The organism is Homoserinimonas flava (assembly GCF_054969005.1).
The window spans coordinates 525,699-544,621 of sequence record NZ_JBUEQS010000002.1; the positions used below are offsets into that span (position 1 = coordinate 525,699).

The window sequence follows — 18,923 nt, forward strand, 5'->3', positions numbered from 1 at the left end:
GATGGGAGGCATGAGCATCGAATACCGCACCCTTGGCAGTTCCGGGCTCCGCGTGAGCACTATCGGGCTTGGATGCAACAATTTCGGCCGTCCGGGCACGGCGACAGAAGGGCAAGACGGCACGACAGCGCTCATCCATGCGGCGATCGATGCCGGCATCACGCTGTTCGACACCGCCGACATCTACGGCTACTCCTACGGCCGGAGCGAGACCATGATGGGGCACGCGCTGAAGGGCCGGCGCGACGGCGTGGTGCTCGCAACAAAGTTCGGCCACGCCGACTACGAGTCGCCCATCCAAAGCTGGGGGGCGAAGGCGTCTCGTCGAGCGGTGCGGCTTGCGGTCGAGGGCTCGCTCACCCGGCTCGGCACCGACTGGATCGACCTCTACCAGCTCCACACGCCCGACCCCCACACGCCGATCGAAGAGACGCTGAGTGTGCTCGACGATCTCATCCGGGAGGGCAAGGTGCGCTACATCGGGCACTCGAATCTTGCTGGATGGCAGATCGCGGAGGCGGAGTTCACCGCGACGCTTGCAGGGCATCCGCACTTCATCTCCGCGCAGAACGAATACAGCTTGCTCGCGCGCGAGGCGGAGCGTGAAGTGCTGCCGGCTGTCCGTGCGTTCGGGCTCGGATTCTTGCCGTACTTTCCCCTCTACAACGGTCTCTTCACCGGAAAGTTCAGCCGCGACGGCGGCCCAGCCGACAGCCGGATCATGCGTCAGCGGCCGCACCTCCTCGAGAATGCACCCTGGGATGTCATCGAGCAGTACGAACGGATGCTCGAGAGCTGGGGCGTCAGCATGCTCGAGGGCACATTCGGCTGGCTGCTCGCCCAACCGTCGCTCACGAGCGTGATTGCCGGAGCCACGACGCCGGAGCAGGTTCGGCAGAACGCAGCCGCCGCGACGGCGTGGTCGCCGACACGGGAACAGACCGCACAGATTTCGAAGCTCTTCGCCGAATAGGCTGAGCGCGTGGAACACGACGACGAGGACACCGTGATCCGGCCGCCGCGCCGCGGTCACCCTCCCGTCGCGCTCGATGATGCCGACACGCTGCTTGTCACCCCGATTCGGGCACTCTCACTCGCCGGTTCGACTGCGTCGCCGGCCCCGGCGCGTCACTATCGCTTCCAGATCAATAGCCATGAGCCGATCGCGCTCGACCGCCCGGCGCACATCGGCCGCCGCCCGCGCCATCCGCGGGTACCGCAGCTGGTGAGACCCCGGCTCGTGCGTGTGCCGTCGCCGCTCCACGAGGTCTCATCGACACATCTCGAACTCCGCCAGCAGGGAGCATCCGTCGTTGCGACAGATCTTCGATCGACCAACGGGACCATCGTGACGTTGCCAGCCGCGGGCGCGCGCACACTTCGACCGGGGGAATCGCTCGTGGTGACCCCTGGCACGATCATCGATCTCGGCGATGGCAATCGCATCGAGATTCTTCCCGCTGCGATCCACACCCCACACGACGTGCAGGAGCACAACAATGACTGAGATCGGCACGAATACGGCCCGGCACCGAATCGAGCTCCCCAATGGCGGCACCGTCGAGCTCGCCTGGGGCGTGGCGTCCGACACAGGGCACCGTCGTCAACACAACGAGGACAGCTTCGTCGCCCAGCCGCCACTCTTCGCCGTCGCCGACGGGATGGGCGGCCACTCGGCCGGCGATCTCGCGAGCGCCGCCGTCGTCACGCGGCTCTCGGCGGCGGATCTCGGCACGTTCGGCACAGCACCCGTGATCGGCGAGGCGCTCCACCTCGCGACACTCGACATTGCGGAGGTCGCCGACGAGGCGAGCCTCGGTGTCGGCACGACCGTGACGGGCGCATTGCTCGCCCTCGACGACGATGAGCCCAGCTGGATCATCTTCAACGTCGGCGATTCGCGCGTCTACATTTTTGACAACGACAGGCTCGTGCAGGTCACGGTTGATCACTCCGTCGTGCAAGAGCTCGTCGACGCGGGGATGATTGCGGCGGGGGACGCCGAATCGCACCCCGATGCCAACATCATCACGAGGGCCGTCGGCTTCAATGCCGACCCGATCCCTGACTTTTGGCAGCTTCCTGTGCGCACCGGCATGCGCGTGTTGCTTTGCTCCGACGGGCTCACAAAAGAGGTCGCGGCCGACGGCATCGCCCACGTTCTCGCGACCGTGTCGCAGGCAGATGAAGCTGTGTCGAGACTCGTCACGCTTGCGCTCGAGGCGGGTGGACGAGACAACGTGACCGCTGTCGTTATCGATGTGCTGAGCGCCCCGGCGCCCGTCAACGATGCCGTTGCAGAGGGTGCCGCAGTCGACGATGACACCACTCCGACGGCGACGCGGGACGACGACAACTGACCCCCGAACGGGGGGAGAAATGTTCTCCTCAACTGCGGTTTTGCCCATCGGCTCACTCGAAGCGCTGACCTAGACTGAGATCTCGCCCTGGCCGCCTGCGCCTCGGCGTGCCAGCACGACGATCAGATCTCGTACATCTCTACCGCCGAGGGGGTGGCACAGTGGCTCGACGCCTGCCGTCTCAACCTCCCGTGCTGCCCGGGTTCAGCTATCTCCACATCCTCGGTTCTGGCGGCTTCGCCGACGTGTTTCTCTACGAACAGAACATGCCGCGCCGACAGGTCGCAATTAAGGTGCTCCTGAGCGAGGTCGTCAACGACCATGTGCGACAGATGTTCCAGGCCGAGGCGAACCTCATGGCCCAACTGAGTTCGCACCCTTCGATTCTCACGGTCTATCAGGCGAGCGTCTCGGCCGATGGCAGGCCGTATCTCGTGATGGAGATGTGCTCCTCAGCGCTGAGCGAGCGCTATCGGCGCGAGGCGATCCCGGTTGCCGAGGTCTTGCGCATCGCCGTGAAGATCGGCAGCGCCATCGAGACGGCACATCGCGCGGGCGTGCTCCACCGCGACATCAAGCCGTCAAACATCCTTTTGACGGCCTATGGACATCCTGTGCTCTCCGATTTCGGTATCGCCGCGACGCTCGTCGGTGCTGATGCCGAAGAGGCCGTCGGCATGTCGATTCCGTGGTCTGCGCCCGAGGTGCTTCTCGGCGAGAACTCCGGCTCTATCGCCGCCGAAGTGTGGTCGTTCGCAGCAACGGTCTATTCGCTGCTCGCGGGCAGATCGCCGTTCGAAGACCCGGCGAAATCCAACAAGAGTGCAGACCTCATCGCGAGAATCGGTCGCGGCCGGCCCCAACCCATTGGTCGACCTGACGTTCCACCGGCCCTCGAACACGCCCTCGCCAGGGCAATGGCACGAAACCCGGCACAGCGACCGCAGAGCGTGCTTGAGCTCGTGCACCGCCTGCAGGCGATGGAATCCGAACTTGGTCTGCCGCAGACGGCGATCGAGGTCGCGGTCGACGACTGGGCACTCGGCGCGGTCTCTGACCTCGACGACCAAACTCGCGTTCGGGCCCTCGGATCCTCGAGTTCGTCGAAGGGGACGCATCGCCGCCGCCGCAAAGCGGTCGTGGCCGCCGAAAGCAGCCCGCTCGAGCATGCCCAGCCGAGCCGCAGCGGCTCGGTCTCGGCACCGGCAAGCAGAAGCGCGAAGGCCCTGACCTGGACGATCGTGGTGACCGCCGCACTCGTGATCGCTCTCGCGGCGACGGCAATCCTGGTAATCGTGCGATCGAACGCCGCGATTCCGGTCGTCTCAGATATTGAGGCGCGTGAGCGAGCCGGTGACGTCGTCTTTACCTGGACTGACCCCGGCATCCGCGATGGGGACAGCTATCAGATTGAGACGTCTGACGGTGCCACCAGCGTGCAGAGCGCCGCGGCGTTCGTCGTCGCGGGCACTCCGGGAACAGAAGTCTGTATCACCGTGACGGTGAATCGCTCCGGCGTAACGGGCGCTGCGAGCAACGAGAAATGCACGACCATTCAGCAATGATTGAGCGCAAGCAGTCCGCGGAGCTGGTCACGACATGATCGTGGCCTGGGTGCGACGGCACGCCTCCTCGGTCGTCACCGGAACGAGCGTGGCACTCATTGCAGTGCTCGTGGCGATCGTCGCGTTCGTCTCTCAGGGCTACACGGCGCAGCGGCTGGACCTGAGCGACGGTTCTGTGTGGGTCGCCAACGGCGAGCAGCAGGTGATCGGCCGTGCAAACACTGAGATCCTCCAGCTCAATACGGTCGTCGAAAGTGCGGGAAGCGACCTCGATGTCGTGCAGCAGGGGCGCACTGTGCTGCTCGTCGACCGCGCGAATACCCGGCTGGACATCGTCGACCCCGCGACCTCCGAGGTGGTTGAGAGTGTCGCCCTGCCGAGCGAGGGCCCCGAGGTCTACCTTGCTGGCGATTCGGCGATCGTGCACGCGCAAGATACGGGCGAGGTGTGGCTGCTTGCGCAGTCCGAACTCGGGTCGTTTGACGCGGCGACGGCACCAACGCTGAGCCTCGGCCCCAACTCGGCGGTGATCGTCTCGCCAAGCGGAATGCTGCACGCCTACTCGGCCGACACTGCCCAGCTCTATCTGGTCGACCCCGCGAGGGGCGCTGCGGCCCTCACCTCTGGCGCCGAGAGCCGCGTCGTCGAGTTCGCGAATGAGGGCCAGGATGTCGCGCTCACGGCCGTCGGTGATCGTGTCGCCATTCTCGACTATTCGTCGCGCACGCTCTGGCTCGATGCCACGATCGTCGAGCTCGATGCGTTCATCTCGGCGGGCGAGCGGCCGCTCCTGCAGCAGCCGGGGGGCGACGCTGACGCTGTGCTGCTCGCGTGGGACAACGGCCTGCTCTCGATCGGCTTCGATGGGGAGATCGAGCAGCTCGTCGAGGGACGGGCGGCAACCGCGGCAGCACCGATCGTGACTGAGACATGCTCCTTCGCGGCGTGGGCCGACGGGCTTGCCTTGCGCGACTGTCAGGGCGAGGTCATCGAGCTCGACCTCGAGGCTTCGAGCGCGGCCGCGTCGGTGCTCGACTTCGTGGTCAACGGGGATCGTGTCGTGCTGAACGACCCGCGTTCCGGCCGCACCTGGGCGGTTCAGCAGGGGGGCGAGCTGATTGACAACTGGGATGAACTCATCACGGTGGAGCAGAACGAAGAAGAGGTAGAGCAAAACAACACCGATTCGCCGCCAGAGTATGAGACGACCCAGGTGCCACCCGTCGCGGTCGACGATGCGTTTGGCGCGCGTCCAGGTCGCGCCACCGTGCTGCCGGTGCTGCTCAACGACTATGACGCGAATGGCGATGTGCTCGTGGTGTCAGAGGTCGGTGCGATCGATGAATCGATGGGTCGCCTCGACCTCGTCCGCGACAGCCAGCAGGTGCAGCTCACGCTGGAGCCAACGGCACAGGGTTCCGTGACGTTCCCCTACACGATCACCGATGGCCGAGGTGGCGCCGCCACCGCGACCGTTACGGTCACCGTGAGATCACCAGAAGAGAACGGGGCGCCGGCCCAGGTCCGCCAGTCCCGCAGCAGTGTCGCGCAGGGCGAGCGTGTGACCACGAATGTGCTCGGCGACTGGGTGGACCCCGACGGTGACGCGTTCTATTTGGTCGCAGCAACAGCCGCCGAACCGGATGCCGCGAGCTATAAGCCGGAGGGCACGGTCGTATTTCAGGAGGGTGGCGGGGCGGCAACGCTCCGCTCGGTCTCCCTGACCATGACTGACGGGACAGCGCAGGGCTCCGGTTCGCTCTCAGTGACGGTGAGCCCTCCTGGCGAGGTCCCCATCATCGCGGACCCGTTCGCCGTGCGGAGCTATGCCGGCAGCGAAGTGCGTGTCACGCCGCTCGAACACGTCCGGGGTGGCACCGGCACGGTGCGGTTGAGCGCTGTCCCCGCGCGCACCGGGGCAACCATCACCCCGAACTTTGAGAACGGGACATTCCGATTCTCGAGCGACGAGGTCCGCACCTTCTACGTCGAATACGTCGTCACCGACGGGAGCCAGACGGTGACAGGGCTCGTGCGCATCGACGTCGAGGCGCCACCGGATGTCAACTCACCCCCCATCACGATCCCCAAGACGGTATTCATCAAGACGCTGAGTGACGAGACGATCGATGTCGCCTCGCTTGACACCGATCCGGCCGGCGGCGTGCTCATGGTGACCTCGGTCTCGACCGAGCAAGCGCCCGGGGTGAGTGCCGAGATCCTCGAGCGTCGATCGATCCGCCTCACGCTCATCGCACCGCTCGACAATGGGCCGGTCACGGTGACGTATCGCATCACGAATGGGCTCGCCGAGGCGGTCGGCACGATCACAGTGATTGAGATTCCACCGCCGTCACAGCTGCAAGCACCAGTTGCGGGCGATGACACGGCGACAGTGCGCGTCGGCGACACGATCGATATCGCGGTGCTCGCCAACGACCTGCATCCGGATGGCGAGGTACTCGAACTGAACCCGGAGCTCGTCGAGCGTGAAGCCGACTCGGGGCTGCTCTTCGCCTCCGGCGATCGGCTGCGCTACCTCGCGCCGGATCAACCAGGTGACTTCACCGCGGTCTACGAAATTGCCGGTCCCGACGGGCAGACCGCACAGGCGCAGGTGCGCATCGCCGTGCGTGAGGTCAACGAGGATACGAACTCCGCGCCGACGCCCACCACCGTCACGGCGAGGGTTACCGCTGGTGGCACCGTCAGCATCCGAGTGCCACTCACCGGCATCGACGCGGATGGCGACTCCGTGCAGTTGCTCGGCCAGGAGAGCGCCCCAGAGAAGGGCGCCGTCACCGAGGTGGGCACCGATTTCATCGAGTACGAGGCCGGCGAATACTCGGCCGGCACCGACACGTTCACCTACACGGTCATGGACAATCTCGGCTCGCAGGCAACCGGTCGGGTGCGCGTCGGCATCAGCCCTCCGCAGCAGGAAGCACGCAACCCGGTGGCGACAGCCGACGAGGTCACCACGAGACCGGGAGGCTCGGTCTCGGTGCAGGTGCTCGCAAACGACAGCGATCCCGACGGTGGTGCGCTCACGATTGTCGAGATCGAACCGAACTCACCAGATATTGAGGCGGAGATCGTGGGCGACGTCGTGGTCGTCACGCCCCCAGATGAGCCGGGGCAGTACGGGCTCGTTTACACAATCGAGAACGACTTCGGGGGCTCAAGCTCCAACTTCGTGACCGTGACCGTCGATGACGACGCCCCACTTGCCTATCCCGACGTCGCCGACGCTGTACTCACGCTGTCGGACATCCTCGACCGCGAGACCGTCACGGTCGACGTGCTCCAGAATGTCTTCTTCGCCGATGGCCCCGTCGACACCCTGACGGTGCGATTGCTCGATCGCTATAGGGAGAACGCAGAAGTTGCATCAGACGGACGTGTGGAGGTGACAATCACGGAGCGCAGCCAGATTATTCCGTTTGCCGTCGAGCATCCGGATGATCCGAGCGTTGTGTCATACGCCTTCATTCGGGTTCCCGGCTTCGACGACGCGCTCCCACAACTCGATCGCCGGGCGGGGACGATCACGGTCGCGAGCGAGTCGCGAGTGGTGATCGACCTCAACGACTATGTGATCGCGGTCGGCGGTGCGCAGGTGCGGCTCACCGACCGTGCAACCGTGCGTGCGACGAACTCGAACGGCGACCCGCTCGTCGTCGACAATGACACGCTCGCCTTCACCTCAGCCGACACGTATTTCGGGCCAGCCTCGATCTCGTTTGAGGTGACCGACGGCGCGACAGCGTCGGCTGCCGGTGCCCGCACCGCAACGCTCGTGTTGCCCATCAGGGTGACCCCGCGCGAGAACCAACCGCCCGAGTTTGCTGGCGGTTCCATCGAGTTCGAACCGGGCGAGGAGAAAGTGCTCGACCTTCTCAAGCTCACCAACTATCCCTATCCCGATGATCTCGATGAACTCACGTATCGGGTGCTCGAACCGCTGCCCACCGACTTCAGCTACACCCTCACCGGCAGCACGCTGACGGTGCGAGCAAACCCAGATGCGGTGAAGGGGTCGAAGACCACCATCACGCTCGGTGTGCGCGATGACCTGAGCGACGGTCGGGCCGGCACCATCACCCTTGGTGTTGTCGCATCATCCCGGCCTCTCGCGCGCCCGGCACCAGACACCGCCATCACTCCGCGCGGAGAGACCACGACAATCGATGTGCTCGCGAATGACGCGGCCGCGAACCCGTTCCCTGGTCAAGCGCTCTCGGTCGTTGACATCCGGGGCCTCGACGGTGGAGCGCTACCCTCTGGACTCTCGGTTGTGCCGAGCGCCGACCGCAGTCGTTTGACGGTCACCGTCGCCGACAACGCCGCGCCGATCGACACGCAGTTGCAGTATCAGGTCGAAGACGCGACGCGAGACCCCGATCGCCGGGTGTGGGGCACGGTGACCATTTCGGTGCAGGATGTTCCAGACACGCCTGTCGCACCCTCGCGCGCTGGCGGTCACACGAACGGGGCGCTGACGCTGCGCATCACGCCACCGGCGTTCAACAATTCACCCATCACGTCGTACACGGTCGTGAGCAGCAACAATGGCGGGTACCGCAAAGACTGCGGGCTGCAGCAGCTGTGCACGCTCGACGACTTGCAGGTCGGAGCGTCGTACGAGTTCCAGGTCATTGCCACGAATGCGCTCGGTGAATCAGATCCAAGCCCGTCGAGCGTTTCGCTTCGCGTCGATTACCTCCCGGCAGCGCCGACCTCGGTGAGCGCGACGGCCACGTCCGGCGCTGAAGGCGAACTCACGATCTCGTGGCCTGCGGTGCCAGACCCATCGCCCGGAACTCCGGTCACGGGGTATACCGTGCGCATCACCGGGCCAGGGGTCGGGCAGGTCGACCTCGCGACGTCCGCGAGAACGCTCACGACGACGGTGGGTGGCAGCGTGCAACCGGGACAGACATATCAGGTTGTCGTGTTCGCACGAAACTCGGCGCAGGCAACCTCGGAGGAATGGAACCGCTCGTCCGCCGTCAGCGTCACGGCGGTCGGAGCACCACAGCCGGTCGCGGTGACTGCTGGTGTCACGGGCACTGCTGGGGACATCCGAGTGACCTGGTCTGGCGGGGGATGGAACGGCGCCTCCGGCGGCACGTATCATGTCGCCCGATTCGAGGGCACGGCACCGCCGAGCTCGTGCGCAAGCGGCGGCCCGTACCCAAACCGGGTCGCAGCATCTGCGACGAGCGGCTGGATCGACACCACAGCCACAGACGGTGTCGCCTACGTCTACGCCGTGTATTCCGACAACGGCATGTTCTGCACCGTCAGCGTTGCAAGCCCCGTCGAGAGCAAACGCGCACCCGGCCAAGCCTCCGCGACAGTGACCGTCGAACACTCCAGCAACGGAAACTACGATGTCCGGGTGAGCGGCCTCTCCGTCGCCAACGGGATCGCCGCGCGCTACGAGGTGTCGCTCGGAGGCGGGACCTGGTCTCCCGTCGTGAACGGCCAATTCGTGACCTCCGCCGGTGGCACCACCTACGGGGCACCGGTCACGGTGCAGGTGCGCGCGTGTCGCGATGATAGGCAAGATCTCTGCGGTGCGGCATCTGTCGCCCAACAGGCAACGCCGATCGCCACCCGCGCGAGCATCCCGAGCTGCACTCCCGGTCAGCCATTCTCGCCGCAGCCACCCGTCAACGCCGGCGGGCACGTCGTCACCTACCAGGTCGCGTACCAGGTCGCTGGCCTGTGGACCGGGTTCAACCAGTGGGAGGAAGGCGACACCGCGCCGCTCCTGGGGAGCGCTGTGCGCGTCAAGGCGACCGTCGCGGGCTACGAGGACCCAGAATATGGGGAGACCGCATGCGATTGACCACCCCCGTGCTGACGGAGAACCCCATGCCCCCTGCGGCACGACGAGAGGCAACACCATGACGATGACCCCAGAGCAGGCCGCCTGGTTCTCTGACATCTTCAACCGGCTCGTTGCGAACGTCGAGCAGGTGCTGCTCGGCAAGACCTTCGTCATCAAGCTGTCGTTCACAGCCCTGCTGAGCGAAGGCCACCTGCTGCTAGAAGACTTTCCCGGCACCGGCAAGACCTCCCTCGCGCGGGCGATGGCGCAGAGTGTGCAGGGTTCGAGCAATCGCGTGCAGTTCACGCCAGACCTCCTGCCGGGTGACATCACGGGTGTGAGCATCTACGACCAGCGCTCCGGCGACTTCGAGTTTCACCGCGGCCCGATCTTCGCCAACATCGTGCTGGCGGATGAAATCAACCGGGCCAGCCCCAAGACCCAGGCCGCCCTGCTCGAGGTCATGGAAGAGGGTCGAGTGACCGTCGACGGTGTCACCCACCCCGTCGGTGTGCCATTCATGGTGATCGCCACGCAGAACCCCATCGAGCAGGCCGGCACCTACCGGCTGCCAGAAGCACAGCTCGACCGCTTTCTCATGAAGACCTCAATCGGATACCCCGACCACGCATCGACGCTGCGCATCCTCGAGGGCGCCGGTGTCCGCGCCCACGACACGATCGTTCCCTCGATCGTGCCGGCAGAGACCATCGTCGAGATGGCGGCGCTCGCCCGCACAGTGCACGTCGACCCATCGATCAACGATTATGTGGCGAGGCTTGTCGATGCCACCCGCTCGGCCGACGAGATTCGCCTTGGGGCGAGCGTGCGAGGCGCGCTCGCCCTCATTCGCGGTGCCAAGACGCTGGCGGCTGCGGCCGCACGGCACTATGTCATCCCCGACGACATCAAGGCGCTCACCGAGCCGGTGCTCGCGCATCGCCTCGTGCTCGACCCTGAGGCCGAATTCGACGGCGTTACCGCATCGAGCGTTGTGAGCCAGATCCTCATGGAGACCGCGCCGCCGAGCGACAGGCAGGCCGTGTGACGCCGGACCGCGCTCGCGCCGCCGACGAGCAGCCGAAGCCGGCGACACGGCCGAGCGCTCTCCGGCCAGGCGCGACGCGCACATCGACGTCGGCGCGAGCATCGCGGACGCGCACCCCTGGTGGAACCGCCTCACGCAACAGCGACGGCTTCGGCACCACGACACGCAGCATCACGAATGCGCGCACCCGCATCGTCGGCAACCGCGACGGTGTGCTTGCCGACCTCATCGTCACTGCTGTGCGGATGCTCCGGGGCATCGCCACCTGGGCGGCCTTGCTCGCGGCGCGCGTCAGTTCTGTCGTCACCCCACTCGGCTGGAGCATCGGCGCCGTCGTGCTCCTCTCGCTCGCCTTCGCCCACCTCGTCGGCTGGCCAGAACTCCTTGCTGTCGCCTACACGGGCTTCGTGATCGTGCTCGTCGCCGTGCTCTACCTCGTCGGCCGCAATGCGTTCACGATTGGCCTCAACATCGCACACAGTCGCGTCGTCGTCGGCGACCCCGCGACGGCACGCATCGTCATCGAAAACCCGAGCCGGCACCGCGTGTTCGGAGTCAAAGCCGAAGTGCCGATCGGTGTCGGGCTCGCGGAATTTGCGCTGCCCGGGCTCGCCGCCGGTGGCACCTTCGAGCACACCTTCTCGATCCCGACCGAACGGCGCGGGATGCTCTCGGTCGGCCCGGTTCGCACGGTGCGCGCCGACCCGATCGGGCTCGTTCGTCGAGAGATCGCCTGGACCGACGTGCACGAGCTCTTCGTGCACCCCCGCACGACGGCCATCCCGAGCACAAGCACAGGACTCGTCCGCGACCTCGAGGGCAACCCGACCAAGGACATCACGAGCAGCGACGTCTCGTTCCACGCCCTCCGCGAATACGCCCCCGGCGATGAGCGACGCTACATCCACTGGAAGAGCACCGCCAAGACCGGCACCTACATGGTGCGCCAGTTTGAAGAAACCCGCCGAAGCCACCTCATCATCGCCCTGAGCCTCGCAGAATCTGACTACGCAACCGACGATGAGTTCGAAATGGCGGTGAGCGTCGCCGGGTCGCTCGGAATTCGCGCCATCCGCGACGTGCGCAACATCTCTGTCATCGTCGGCGCCGTCACGCCGGAGTTTGCAAAACACACCGTGTACGCCGTGCGCGCACTCAGCACCCTCAACCCCGGCCGGCTGCTCGATGACCTAGCGATCGTCGAACGGGATGCGGCATCCCTCACCCTCTCCGACATGGCACGCGTCGCGGCTGACCAGGTGGCGGGAGTCTCTGTCGCGTTCCTCATCTGCGGCTCGACCCCGACGCCGGGTGCGCTCCGCGCCGCCTCAACCCGCTTTCCTCCCGGCGTCGAAGTTGTTGCGATCGTGTGCGACCCCGACGCGGTGCCGGGGTTGCGTCGTGTCCCTGGGCTTCGCGTGCTCACGATCGGGTTTCTCGACGACCTCAAGAAAAGCCTGGCGCGATCGGCGGCGGCATGAGGGCACCGGCACCGAGATCCCCAGCGTTCGTCGCCATCTCGACGGCGTTCTTCGCGACGGCGACGGCGATCGCGGCAGCGGCATTCTGGCCGGTCTATCAGACCGTCGAGTTCATTTTCATGGCGGCCGTCACGATTGTGGTCGCGAGCATCCTCGCGATCCTGGGCGCGCGCTTCCGCTGGCCAGGGCCGGTCATGGTCGCGGTCACCCTCGCCGCCTATTTCGCGTTCGGGGTGCCGCTCGCGAGCCCAGGCACTGCCGTGGCCGGCGTGCTGCCGAGCGGCGAAGGGCTGCTTGATCTCGTGCAGGGTGCCGCGCTGGGGTGGCGGCAGCTGCTCACCATCGCCCTCCCCGTCGGCAGCTACCAGAACCTTCTCGTGCCGGCGTACCTCCTCCTCCTCGTCACCGTCATTCTCGGCCTCTCGATCGCACTGCGATTTGAGGTGGGGGAGTTCGCCGCGCTCGCCCCCACCCTCGTCATCGTGTTGGGGTTCGCCTTCGGGCCGAGGGATGCTCCGGCCGCCGTGCCCATCGCGCTGTGCTTCGTCGCCGTCGTCTTAGGGTGGCTCAGCTGGCGTCGCTGGCATCGCCGCCGGGAATCCATTCGGGCGTTGTCGGCGCCATCGAGTGCATCGGCCGTCACCCTCGAGCGGGTGGGTGGACTGCGCACCGCGGCGGCGGCGGTCGGCATCCTGCTCGTTGCCGTGTCCCTCGGCGGCCTCTCGGCGACGGCGAGCCCGCCAGAGCGCGACCGTGGCGTGCTGCGCGATGTTGTCGAGCAGCCGTTCGACCCGCAGGAGTACTCCAGCCCACTCAGCAGCTTCCGGCGCTACCACCAGCCGGCACTCGCCGACACGGTGATGTTCACGGTCTCAGGGCTTCCAGAAGGCTCGCGCATCCGGCTCGCGACCCTCGACACGTACGACGGTGTCGTCTTCACGGTCGGCAGTGACCTTGTGACGAGCGAGTCGGGGTCGTTCACGCGGGTGCCGACATCGATCGAGCGCGATGATGTCGAGGGCGAGCAGTTTGCGGTGTCGGTCGAGATAGCAGGCTATGAGGGTGAGTGGGTTCCGACCGTCGGCCTGTTGAGCTCCATCACCTTCGCGGGCGCTGATGCGGCGCAGCTGCAAGATTCGTTCTACTTCAATAATGTCGGTGTCTCCGGCGTCGTTCTCGATGGTCTCGACGCCGGCGATCGCTACACGATCGATGCGGTGCTGCCGTCGGGTTCTGATCTCGACTCGTTTTCGAGTCTCACTCCCGGTGCCGCAACCGTGCCGCAGGCCGAGGTTGTGCCAGAGGAGCTGACGGTTGTGCTCGACGACTGGATCCGTGATGCGGATACGCCGGGCGAGCGTCTTGACGCGATGCTCTCGAGCCTTGCCGCCGAAGGATATGTGAGTCACGGCGTGAGCGACGATGAGCCGCTCAGTCGATCCGGTCATGGCGTTGATCGCATCCAGCAGCTGCTCACCGATCCGCTCATGATCGGCGATGAGGAGCAATACGCCGTGACGGCCGCGCTCATGGCTCGCGCGATCGGCTTTCCCTCGCGCGTCGTGTTCGGATTCGCGCCAGAGGAAGCAGAAGAGGCGGAGGGCGCGGATGCTGACACGTCGGCTGCGACATCCGATGCCTCGGTCAGCGTGCGCGGCTCCGATGTGTCAGCGTGGATCGAGGTGCACACGGCCCAGTTCGGCTGGGTGACGATCGACCCGACGCCCCCGGATCGAGACATCCCAGAAGAGCAACCAGAAGACCCTGCGCAGGTGGCACGGCCACAGAGCCCCGTGCCCCCGCCAGCCGTCGAGCCAGACACCCGGCGCGACCAGATTCCGCTCGACAGCAGTCAAGAAGACGAGGTGCCCGAGGACCCCTTCCTCGCCGTCATTCTCGCCGCGCTCATGGTCATCGCCGTCATCGCCCTGGTCGCCCTCGTGGTGCTCTCGCCCTTCCTGGCAATTCTTATTGCGAAGCTCCGCCGCCGACATCTGCGGCATCGCGCCGTCTCAGCGTCGGCGCGGGTGAGCGGTGGGTGGCGTGAATTCGAAGACATCGTGACCGACTACGGCTACGCCACACCGCCGTCTGCGACCCGGAGCGAGGTCGCAGAGGTGGTTGGCGGCATCCGCCCGCTCGTGCTCGCCTCCGTCGCCGACCGCGCGGTGTTCGCGCCAGAGCAGGTCGACGACGACGAGGCGCGGCAGGTGTGGGCAGCAGTGCGGGAACTCGAAGAGAACATCGCGTCGTCGCGCACGCGGTGGGAGCGCGTCAAGGCCACGGTGTCTCTGCGCTCACTCGCTGGCTATAGTCTCAGGGAGTTGTTTTCGCGAGAGAGACGCCTCACATGATCTGCAAGCACTGCGGCACGTCCCTGCCGCGTGGCGCGATCTTTTGTGGGGAATGCGGTCGCCGCGTGTCGACCGCACCAGCCGAAACGCCCGCGGCGGTCTCCCCGACGCCGGTTGACTCCGACCCCGACGCCGGCCCCACGGCATCACCAGCACCGGAGCTCGATGGCCCGCCCCTTCGCGGGCACGGTTGGGCGCTGTCGCTCGAAGACACGGCGGATGCCGCGGCTCGCGCAATCGCCACCGAATCGCCTGACGTCGCTGTGCCTGACGGTGCTGAGCCTGCCGCTGCTGCCCCGCCCGCACCTGCGCCGCCTGCTGCGCCTGCGCCGCCTGTCGCGCCCGCCCGAAGTGCGGCGGAGGAGGCCCTCGCGAATGTTGTCCGCAACCCTCTTGCCTGCGAGCAGTGCGGCACCGAGATGGGTCCGGGTGACATTTTTTGCGGAGAGTGCGGCTCGGTTTCGCAGTCAGTCTCTGCCGCGTTTACGCGAAGCACACCCGTCGTGCGCCCGGCGCCGCCACTGCCGACGATGCCGATCCTCGTGCAGTCGCCACCGGGGTCGACCCCCGCGCCCGCAGCGTCGGTTGTGGTGCCGCCCGTGCCAGCACCCGCACCTGCGACTTCGCCGGTCGTTCCTGTTCCACCAGCGGTCGTTTCCGTTCCACCAGCGGTCGCCCCCGCGCCACCCCGCGATGACGACGTCGAGGCAACCCGCATTGTGGCGCGGCGCACCGGTCAGCGCTTCGTGTTGCAGTTCAGCACGGGGGAGAGCGTCACGGTCTACGGCAGCGGGCTCATCGGCCGAAACCCCAAGCCGGAGCCCGGTGAGTTCTTCGACCAGCTCGTCCGCGTGCTCGATTCTGGGCGTTCCGTGTCGAAGACGCACCTCGAGTTCGGCCAGGACGGCGGGGTCTTCTGGGTGAAGGATCGCTATTCCGGCAATGGCACGGTGCTCAACGAGCCGGCGGCCGAGCCGAGGCGGTGTCATCCCGAGAAGCGTGTCCGCGTGCTCCGGGGCAGCCGGGTCGAGATCGGCGAGCAGTTCTTCATCGTGAGCTGACGGGTCCTCCACCGCGATTGATCCGCAGCGTCGTCAACCGCGACAACTGATCGGGTCCTCCCGCGGCAAAGCTCGTGGTGATGTTGCCGAGTGACCGAGCCTCGAGACATCCCCCTGCCGCGCCTTCCAGAGCCACCAGCGCCATACACGTTTCCTCTGCTCGCGACGCTCGCCCCGGTCATCGCATCGCTCGCCATGTGGGCGATCACGCAGTCGCTCTTCGCGCTCATGTTTGCCGTGCTCGGGCCGCTCGTCGCGATCGGCAGTGTCATCGACGCTCGCGTGCAGGGGCGGCGCCGCTCGCGCCGGGAGCGGGCGAGGTTCACTGCGGATGCCGCGGCGACGGTCGTTCGCATCGATCGCGAGCACGATCGGCTCCGCGCCGATCGGTGGCGACGGTCCCGGTCAGCTGCCGCCCTGCTGCCTCCGGCGCTGCACGACGCGGAGCGATGGCGGTACTCGGGGGGTGTGGTTCCGGTCGTGGTCGGTGTTGGCGTCGAGGCGAGCGGGGTGCGCATGACGGGCGCAGCGGCGACCTTCGATGGGCATGTTGGGGAGTTCGACGCGGACCCCGCTGATGAGCCTGGTCGGCGGGGAGACAGTGCCGACACAGCACCGGATGTCGGCCCGACTCTCGGGAGGGCCAGCGTCCGCGGCAGGGCCAGGGTTCACCGCCGGGCTAGGGTTCGTCGCAGGCCACCACGGGTCGCAGACGATGAACTCGTCGAGCGGGAGCTTCGGCAGCTCACGCATCGAGCGGCGCGCCTCGGCGGCGCTCCGATCTCGTTCGACGCGACGCTCGGCATCGGCATCTGCGGACCGAGAGTCACGGCGCTCGCTGCCGCCCGCTCCATCGTGCTGCAACTGGCGGACGCACTCCCGCCCGGCGAGTTCTCGATCGATGGGGGCTTCGAATCGTGGCACCCGCTGCTTCCTCATCCGCGACACCGGCCAGCTGTGGGGGCCGAGACCGGCGCGGGTGCCGCCGAGTTTTCTGGGTCGCGTCTCGACTTCGTCGCCGGGCAGGAGGAACGGTGGGCGGCACGCCCTGGCGGGGAGGTGCTCCGAATACCGGTCGTCGTCACCGAATCGGCGTGGGCGCTTCCACGGGAGTGTCGCATCGGGGTGGAGGTCGTTGGGGCCGAGATTCGGGTGCTGCGACATCCGAATCTCGGCCTCCTCGGCCCCGCCGGGGTGCCCGTCGTGCCACCGGCGTTCCGTGCGGAGTTTGTGTCGGAGCGCGAAGCGTCAGCCTTTGCGACGACCCTCGCGGCGGCGGCCGACGCCGAGGGGTTCGCATCGCTCGCCGCGGCTCCACCGACGCAGGCGCTGCTTGACGAGGTGTGGGATGACCCGGCCGCCGGGGTGCTGCCCGCTGCATTCCTCGTGGCTGGTGGCGGGGTGGTCTCGCTCGACCTTGTTGCTGACGGGCCTCACGCGGTGGTCGGCGGAACGACTGGGAGTGGCAAGAGCGAGCTTCTCATCGCGTGGATCCTCGCCATGGCGAGAGTGCGATCACCCGCCCAGGTCACGTTTCTCCTTGTCGATTTCAAGGGCGGAGCGTCGTTCAATGCCGTGTCGATGTTGCCGCACTGTGTCGGACTCATCACCGATCTCGATCAGGCGGCTGCGGTCCGAGCGCTCGCGAGCCTGCGTGCGGAACTCCGCCATCGCGAGCGGGTCATCGCCACGAACGGCGGCCGGTCGATCGATGATCTCGATGCCGGCGTGCTGCCGCGGCTCGTGGTGGTCGTCGATGAGTTCGCAGCCATGATCTCGGAGTTTGCCGAGCTTCACGCGGTCTTCGCCGACATTGCGGCACGGGGCCGCTCACTCGGCGTGCATGTCATTCTGTGCACACAGCGGCCGGGCGCCGCACTGCGCGACGCCGTCATGGCGAACTGCGCCCTTCGGCTCTCGCTCAGGGTTGGCACGAGTCACGACAGCGTGGCGGTCATCGGCAGCGACGCTGCAGCAGCGCTCCCACGAGATCCGGTTGGCCGCTGCCTGGTGAGTGTTGCCGGGGCATCGCCGGTGCTCGTCCAGGTCGCTATCGCCCCCGCGGCGCTCGCGTCGACCGTCGCGAGTGCCTACGACTCCTCGCCACCGCGGCGCCCGTGGCTCAGCCCGCTGCCCAGCACGCTGCAGCTCACGGAGTTGCCGATCGAGGAGGCCGACGCCGAGGGCATCGCCTTTGGTCTGCTGGATCTCCCCGAGGAGCAGCGCCAGCCCCTCGCCCTGTGGAATCCGGTCCGCGAGGGGAATCTTCTCGTGGTTGGCGGGCACGCCGCGGGCAAGTCGGGCGCCACCCAGGCGATCGCGGCGGCGGCCGCAGCAGCCGGCATGCCCGTCATCCGCGTCAGTCGTGAGATCGAGCCAGCATGGGACACGGTCACGGCCCTCGCTCGGGACGGCCTCGGCGGAGAGTACGGGATCATCGTCATTGACGATCTCGACTCGATCGTTGGCCGGATGCCGGAATACGCCGTGCCAAGCTTCCTCGACGCCGTCACCACCCTTCTCCGCGAAGGGTCGTCGCTCGGCTGTAGCGTGGCCGCATCCGCGCAGCAGCTCGTGGCGGGTCTCCAGGCACTCACGCCGCTCTTCGGCCAGCGGCTCGTACTGCGCATGCCAACCCGACAAGACCATGTCCTCGCTGGCGGCGACGGCGCCGACTACGCCCCGACGGCGCCGCCCGGGCGAGGACGGTGGCGCGGCGCCGAAGTGCAGGTGGCCACGGCGGGAGCGCCCGCCGACCCAGACGCACACGCCGACGCCCACGCTAGCCAGCGAGATCACGGGGGCTCCCGCACGCCAGCACACTTCGAGCGAGACGAACCCTTCGCGATCGTGACGGCTCGGCCCGCAGCGATCGTCGCCGAGCTCCGACGCTTGGGTCTTGGTGGACGGGTGTGTAGCCCGTCCGAGGCGACTGCGCTGCTCGGCGCCGGTGGCGCTCCCATCGCCATCGGCGATCCGATCACGTGGCAGGCCGCGTGGACGGCCCTCGGCGCGCTCCGGTTTCGCGGCCCCGTGGTGTTCGACCGCTGCACGCCGTCAGAGTTTCGGCTGATCTCGGGAGTGACCGTTCCGCCACCCCCGCTCTCCGGCGTGCCCGGGGGAGGATGGATGCTGATGCCGCACGGCGACGTTGTGAGGGTTGGCATTCCACTCGGCATTAGTTGACAAAGTCAATGATTGAAAATACCGTGTAA

The 18,923-nt window shown here is 66.9% G+C and carries 10 protein-coding genes and 1 pseudogene; all 11 read left to right on the forward strand.

Annotated elements, in window-relative coordinates; genetic code table 11:
* Positions 1-10: 10 nt before the first annotated feature.
* On the forward strand, positions 11-973 hold the full coding sequence (locus ACY48M_RS07995) for an aldo/keto reductase (RefSeq protein WP_462819737.1): 963 nt from the start codon (positions 11-13) through the stop codon (positions 971-973).
* A gap of 9 nt (positions 974-982) precedes the next feature.
* Complete coding sequence (locus tag ACY48M_RS08000; RefSeq protein WP_462819738.1) at positions 983-1,507, forward strand: FHA domain-containing protein; 525 nt, start codon at positions 983-985, stop codon at positions 1,505-1,507.
* Positions 1,500-2,360: a PP2C family protein-serine/threonine phosphatase gene (locus ACY48M_RS08005; protein ID WP_462819739.1), complete on the forward strand. Its 861-nt coding sequence runs from the start codon at positions 1,500-1,502 to the stop codon at positions 2,358-2,360. The genes ACY48M_RS08000 and ACY48M_RS08005 overlap by 8 nt, the downstream gene beginning before the upstream one ends.
* A 161-nt stretch (positions 2,361-2,521) precedes the next feature.
* Entirely contained in the window at positions 2,522-3,925 is a 1,404-nt protein-coding gene (locus ACY48M_RS08010) for a serine/threonine-protein kinase (protein ID WP_462819740.1), read from the forward strand.
* A gap of 34 nt (positions 3,926-3,959) precedes the next feature.
* Positions 3,960-9,782, forward strand: coding sequence for an Ig-like domain-containing protein (locus tag ACY48M_RS08015; RefSeq protein WP_462819741.1), 5,823 nt, complete (start codon positions 3,960-3,962; stop codon positions 9,780-9,782).
* Between the two features lie 58 nt (positions 9,783-9,840).
* Positions 9,841-10,812: an AAA family ATPase gene (locus tag ACY48M_RS08020; RefSeq protein ID WP_462819742.1), complete on the forward strand. Its 972-nt coding sequence runs from the start codon at positions 9,841-9,843 to the stop codon at positions 10,810-10,812.
* A complete protein-coding gene (locus ACY48M_RS08025) occupies positions 10,809-12,293 on the forward strand; it encodes a DUF58 domain-containing protein (protein ID WP_462819743.1) in 1,485 nt (494 codons plus the stop codon). Before ACY48M_RS08020 ends, ACY48M_RS08025 begins: the two co-directional genes overlap by 4 nt.
* On the forward strand, positions 12,290-14,647 hold the full coding sequence (locus ACY48M_RS08030) for a transglutaminase TgpA family protein (protein WP_462819744.1): 2,358 nt from the start codon (positions 12,290-12,292) through the stop codon (positions 14,645-14,647). The genes ACY48M_RS08025 and ACY48M_RS08030 overlap by 4 nt, the downstream gene beginning before the upstream one ends.
* A pseudogene (locus ACY48M_RS13135) lies at positions 14,644-14,709 on the forward strand (zinc-ribbon domain-containing protein); the annotation flags it as partial. The gene ACY48M_RS08030 and the pseudogene ACY48M_RS13135, both read left to right, overlap by 4 nt.
* Before the next feature lie 3 nt (positions 14,710-14,712).
* Entirely contained in the window at positions 14,713-15,708 is a 996-nt protein-coding gene (locus ACY48M_RS08035; RefSeq protein WP_462819745.1) for an FHA domain-containing protein, read from the forward strand.
* 90 nt (positions 15,709-15,798) lie between these two features.
* Positions 15,799-18,894: an FtsK/SpoIIIE domain-containing protein gene (locus ACY48M_RS08040; RefSeq protein WP_462819746.1), complete on the forward strand. Its 3,096-nt coding sequence runs from the start codon at positions 15,799-15,801 to the stop codon at positions 18,892-18,894.
* Positions 18,895-18,923: the final 29 nt, after the last annotated feature.

Bases quoted from the DNA above. Each gene is read 5' to 3' on its own strand.
- ACY48M_RS07995 (WP_462819737.1), top strand. From the start codon at position 11: ATGAGCATCGAATACCGCACCCTTGGCAGTTCCGGGCTCCGCGTGAGC.
- ACY48M_RS08020 (WP_462819742.1), top strand. From the start codon at position 9,841: ATGACGATGACCCCAGAGCAGGCCGCCTGGTTCTCTGACATCTTCAAC.
- ACY48M_RS08030 (WP_462819744.1), top strand. From the start codon at position 12,290: ATGAGGGCACCGGCACCGAGATCCCCAGCGTTCGTCGCCATCTCGACG.
- ACY48M_RS08015 (WP_462819741.1), top strand. From the start codon at position 3,960: ATGATCGTGGCCTGGGTGCGACGGCACGCCTCCTCGGTCGTCACCGGA.
- ACY48M_RS08005 (WP_462819739.1), top strand. From the start codon at position 1,500: ATGACTGAGATCGGCACGAATACGGCCCGGCACCGAATCGAGCTCCCC.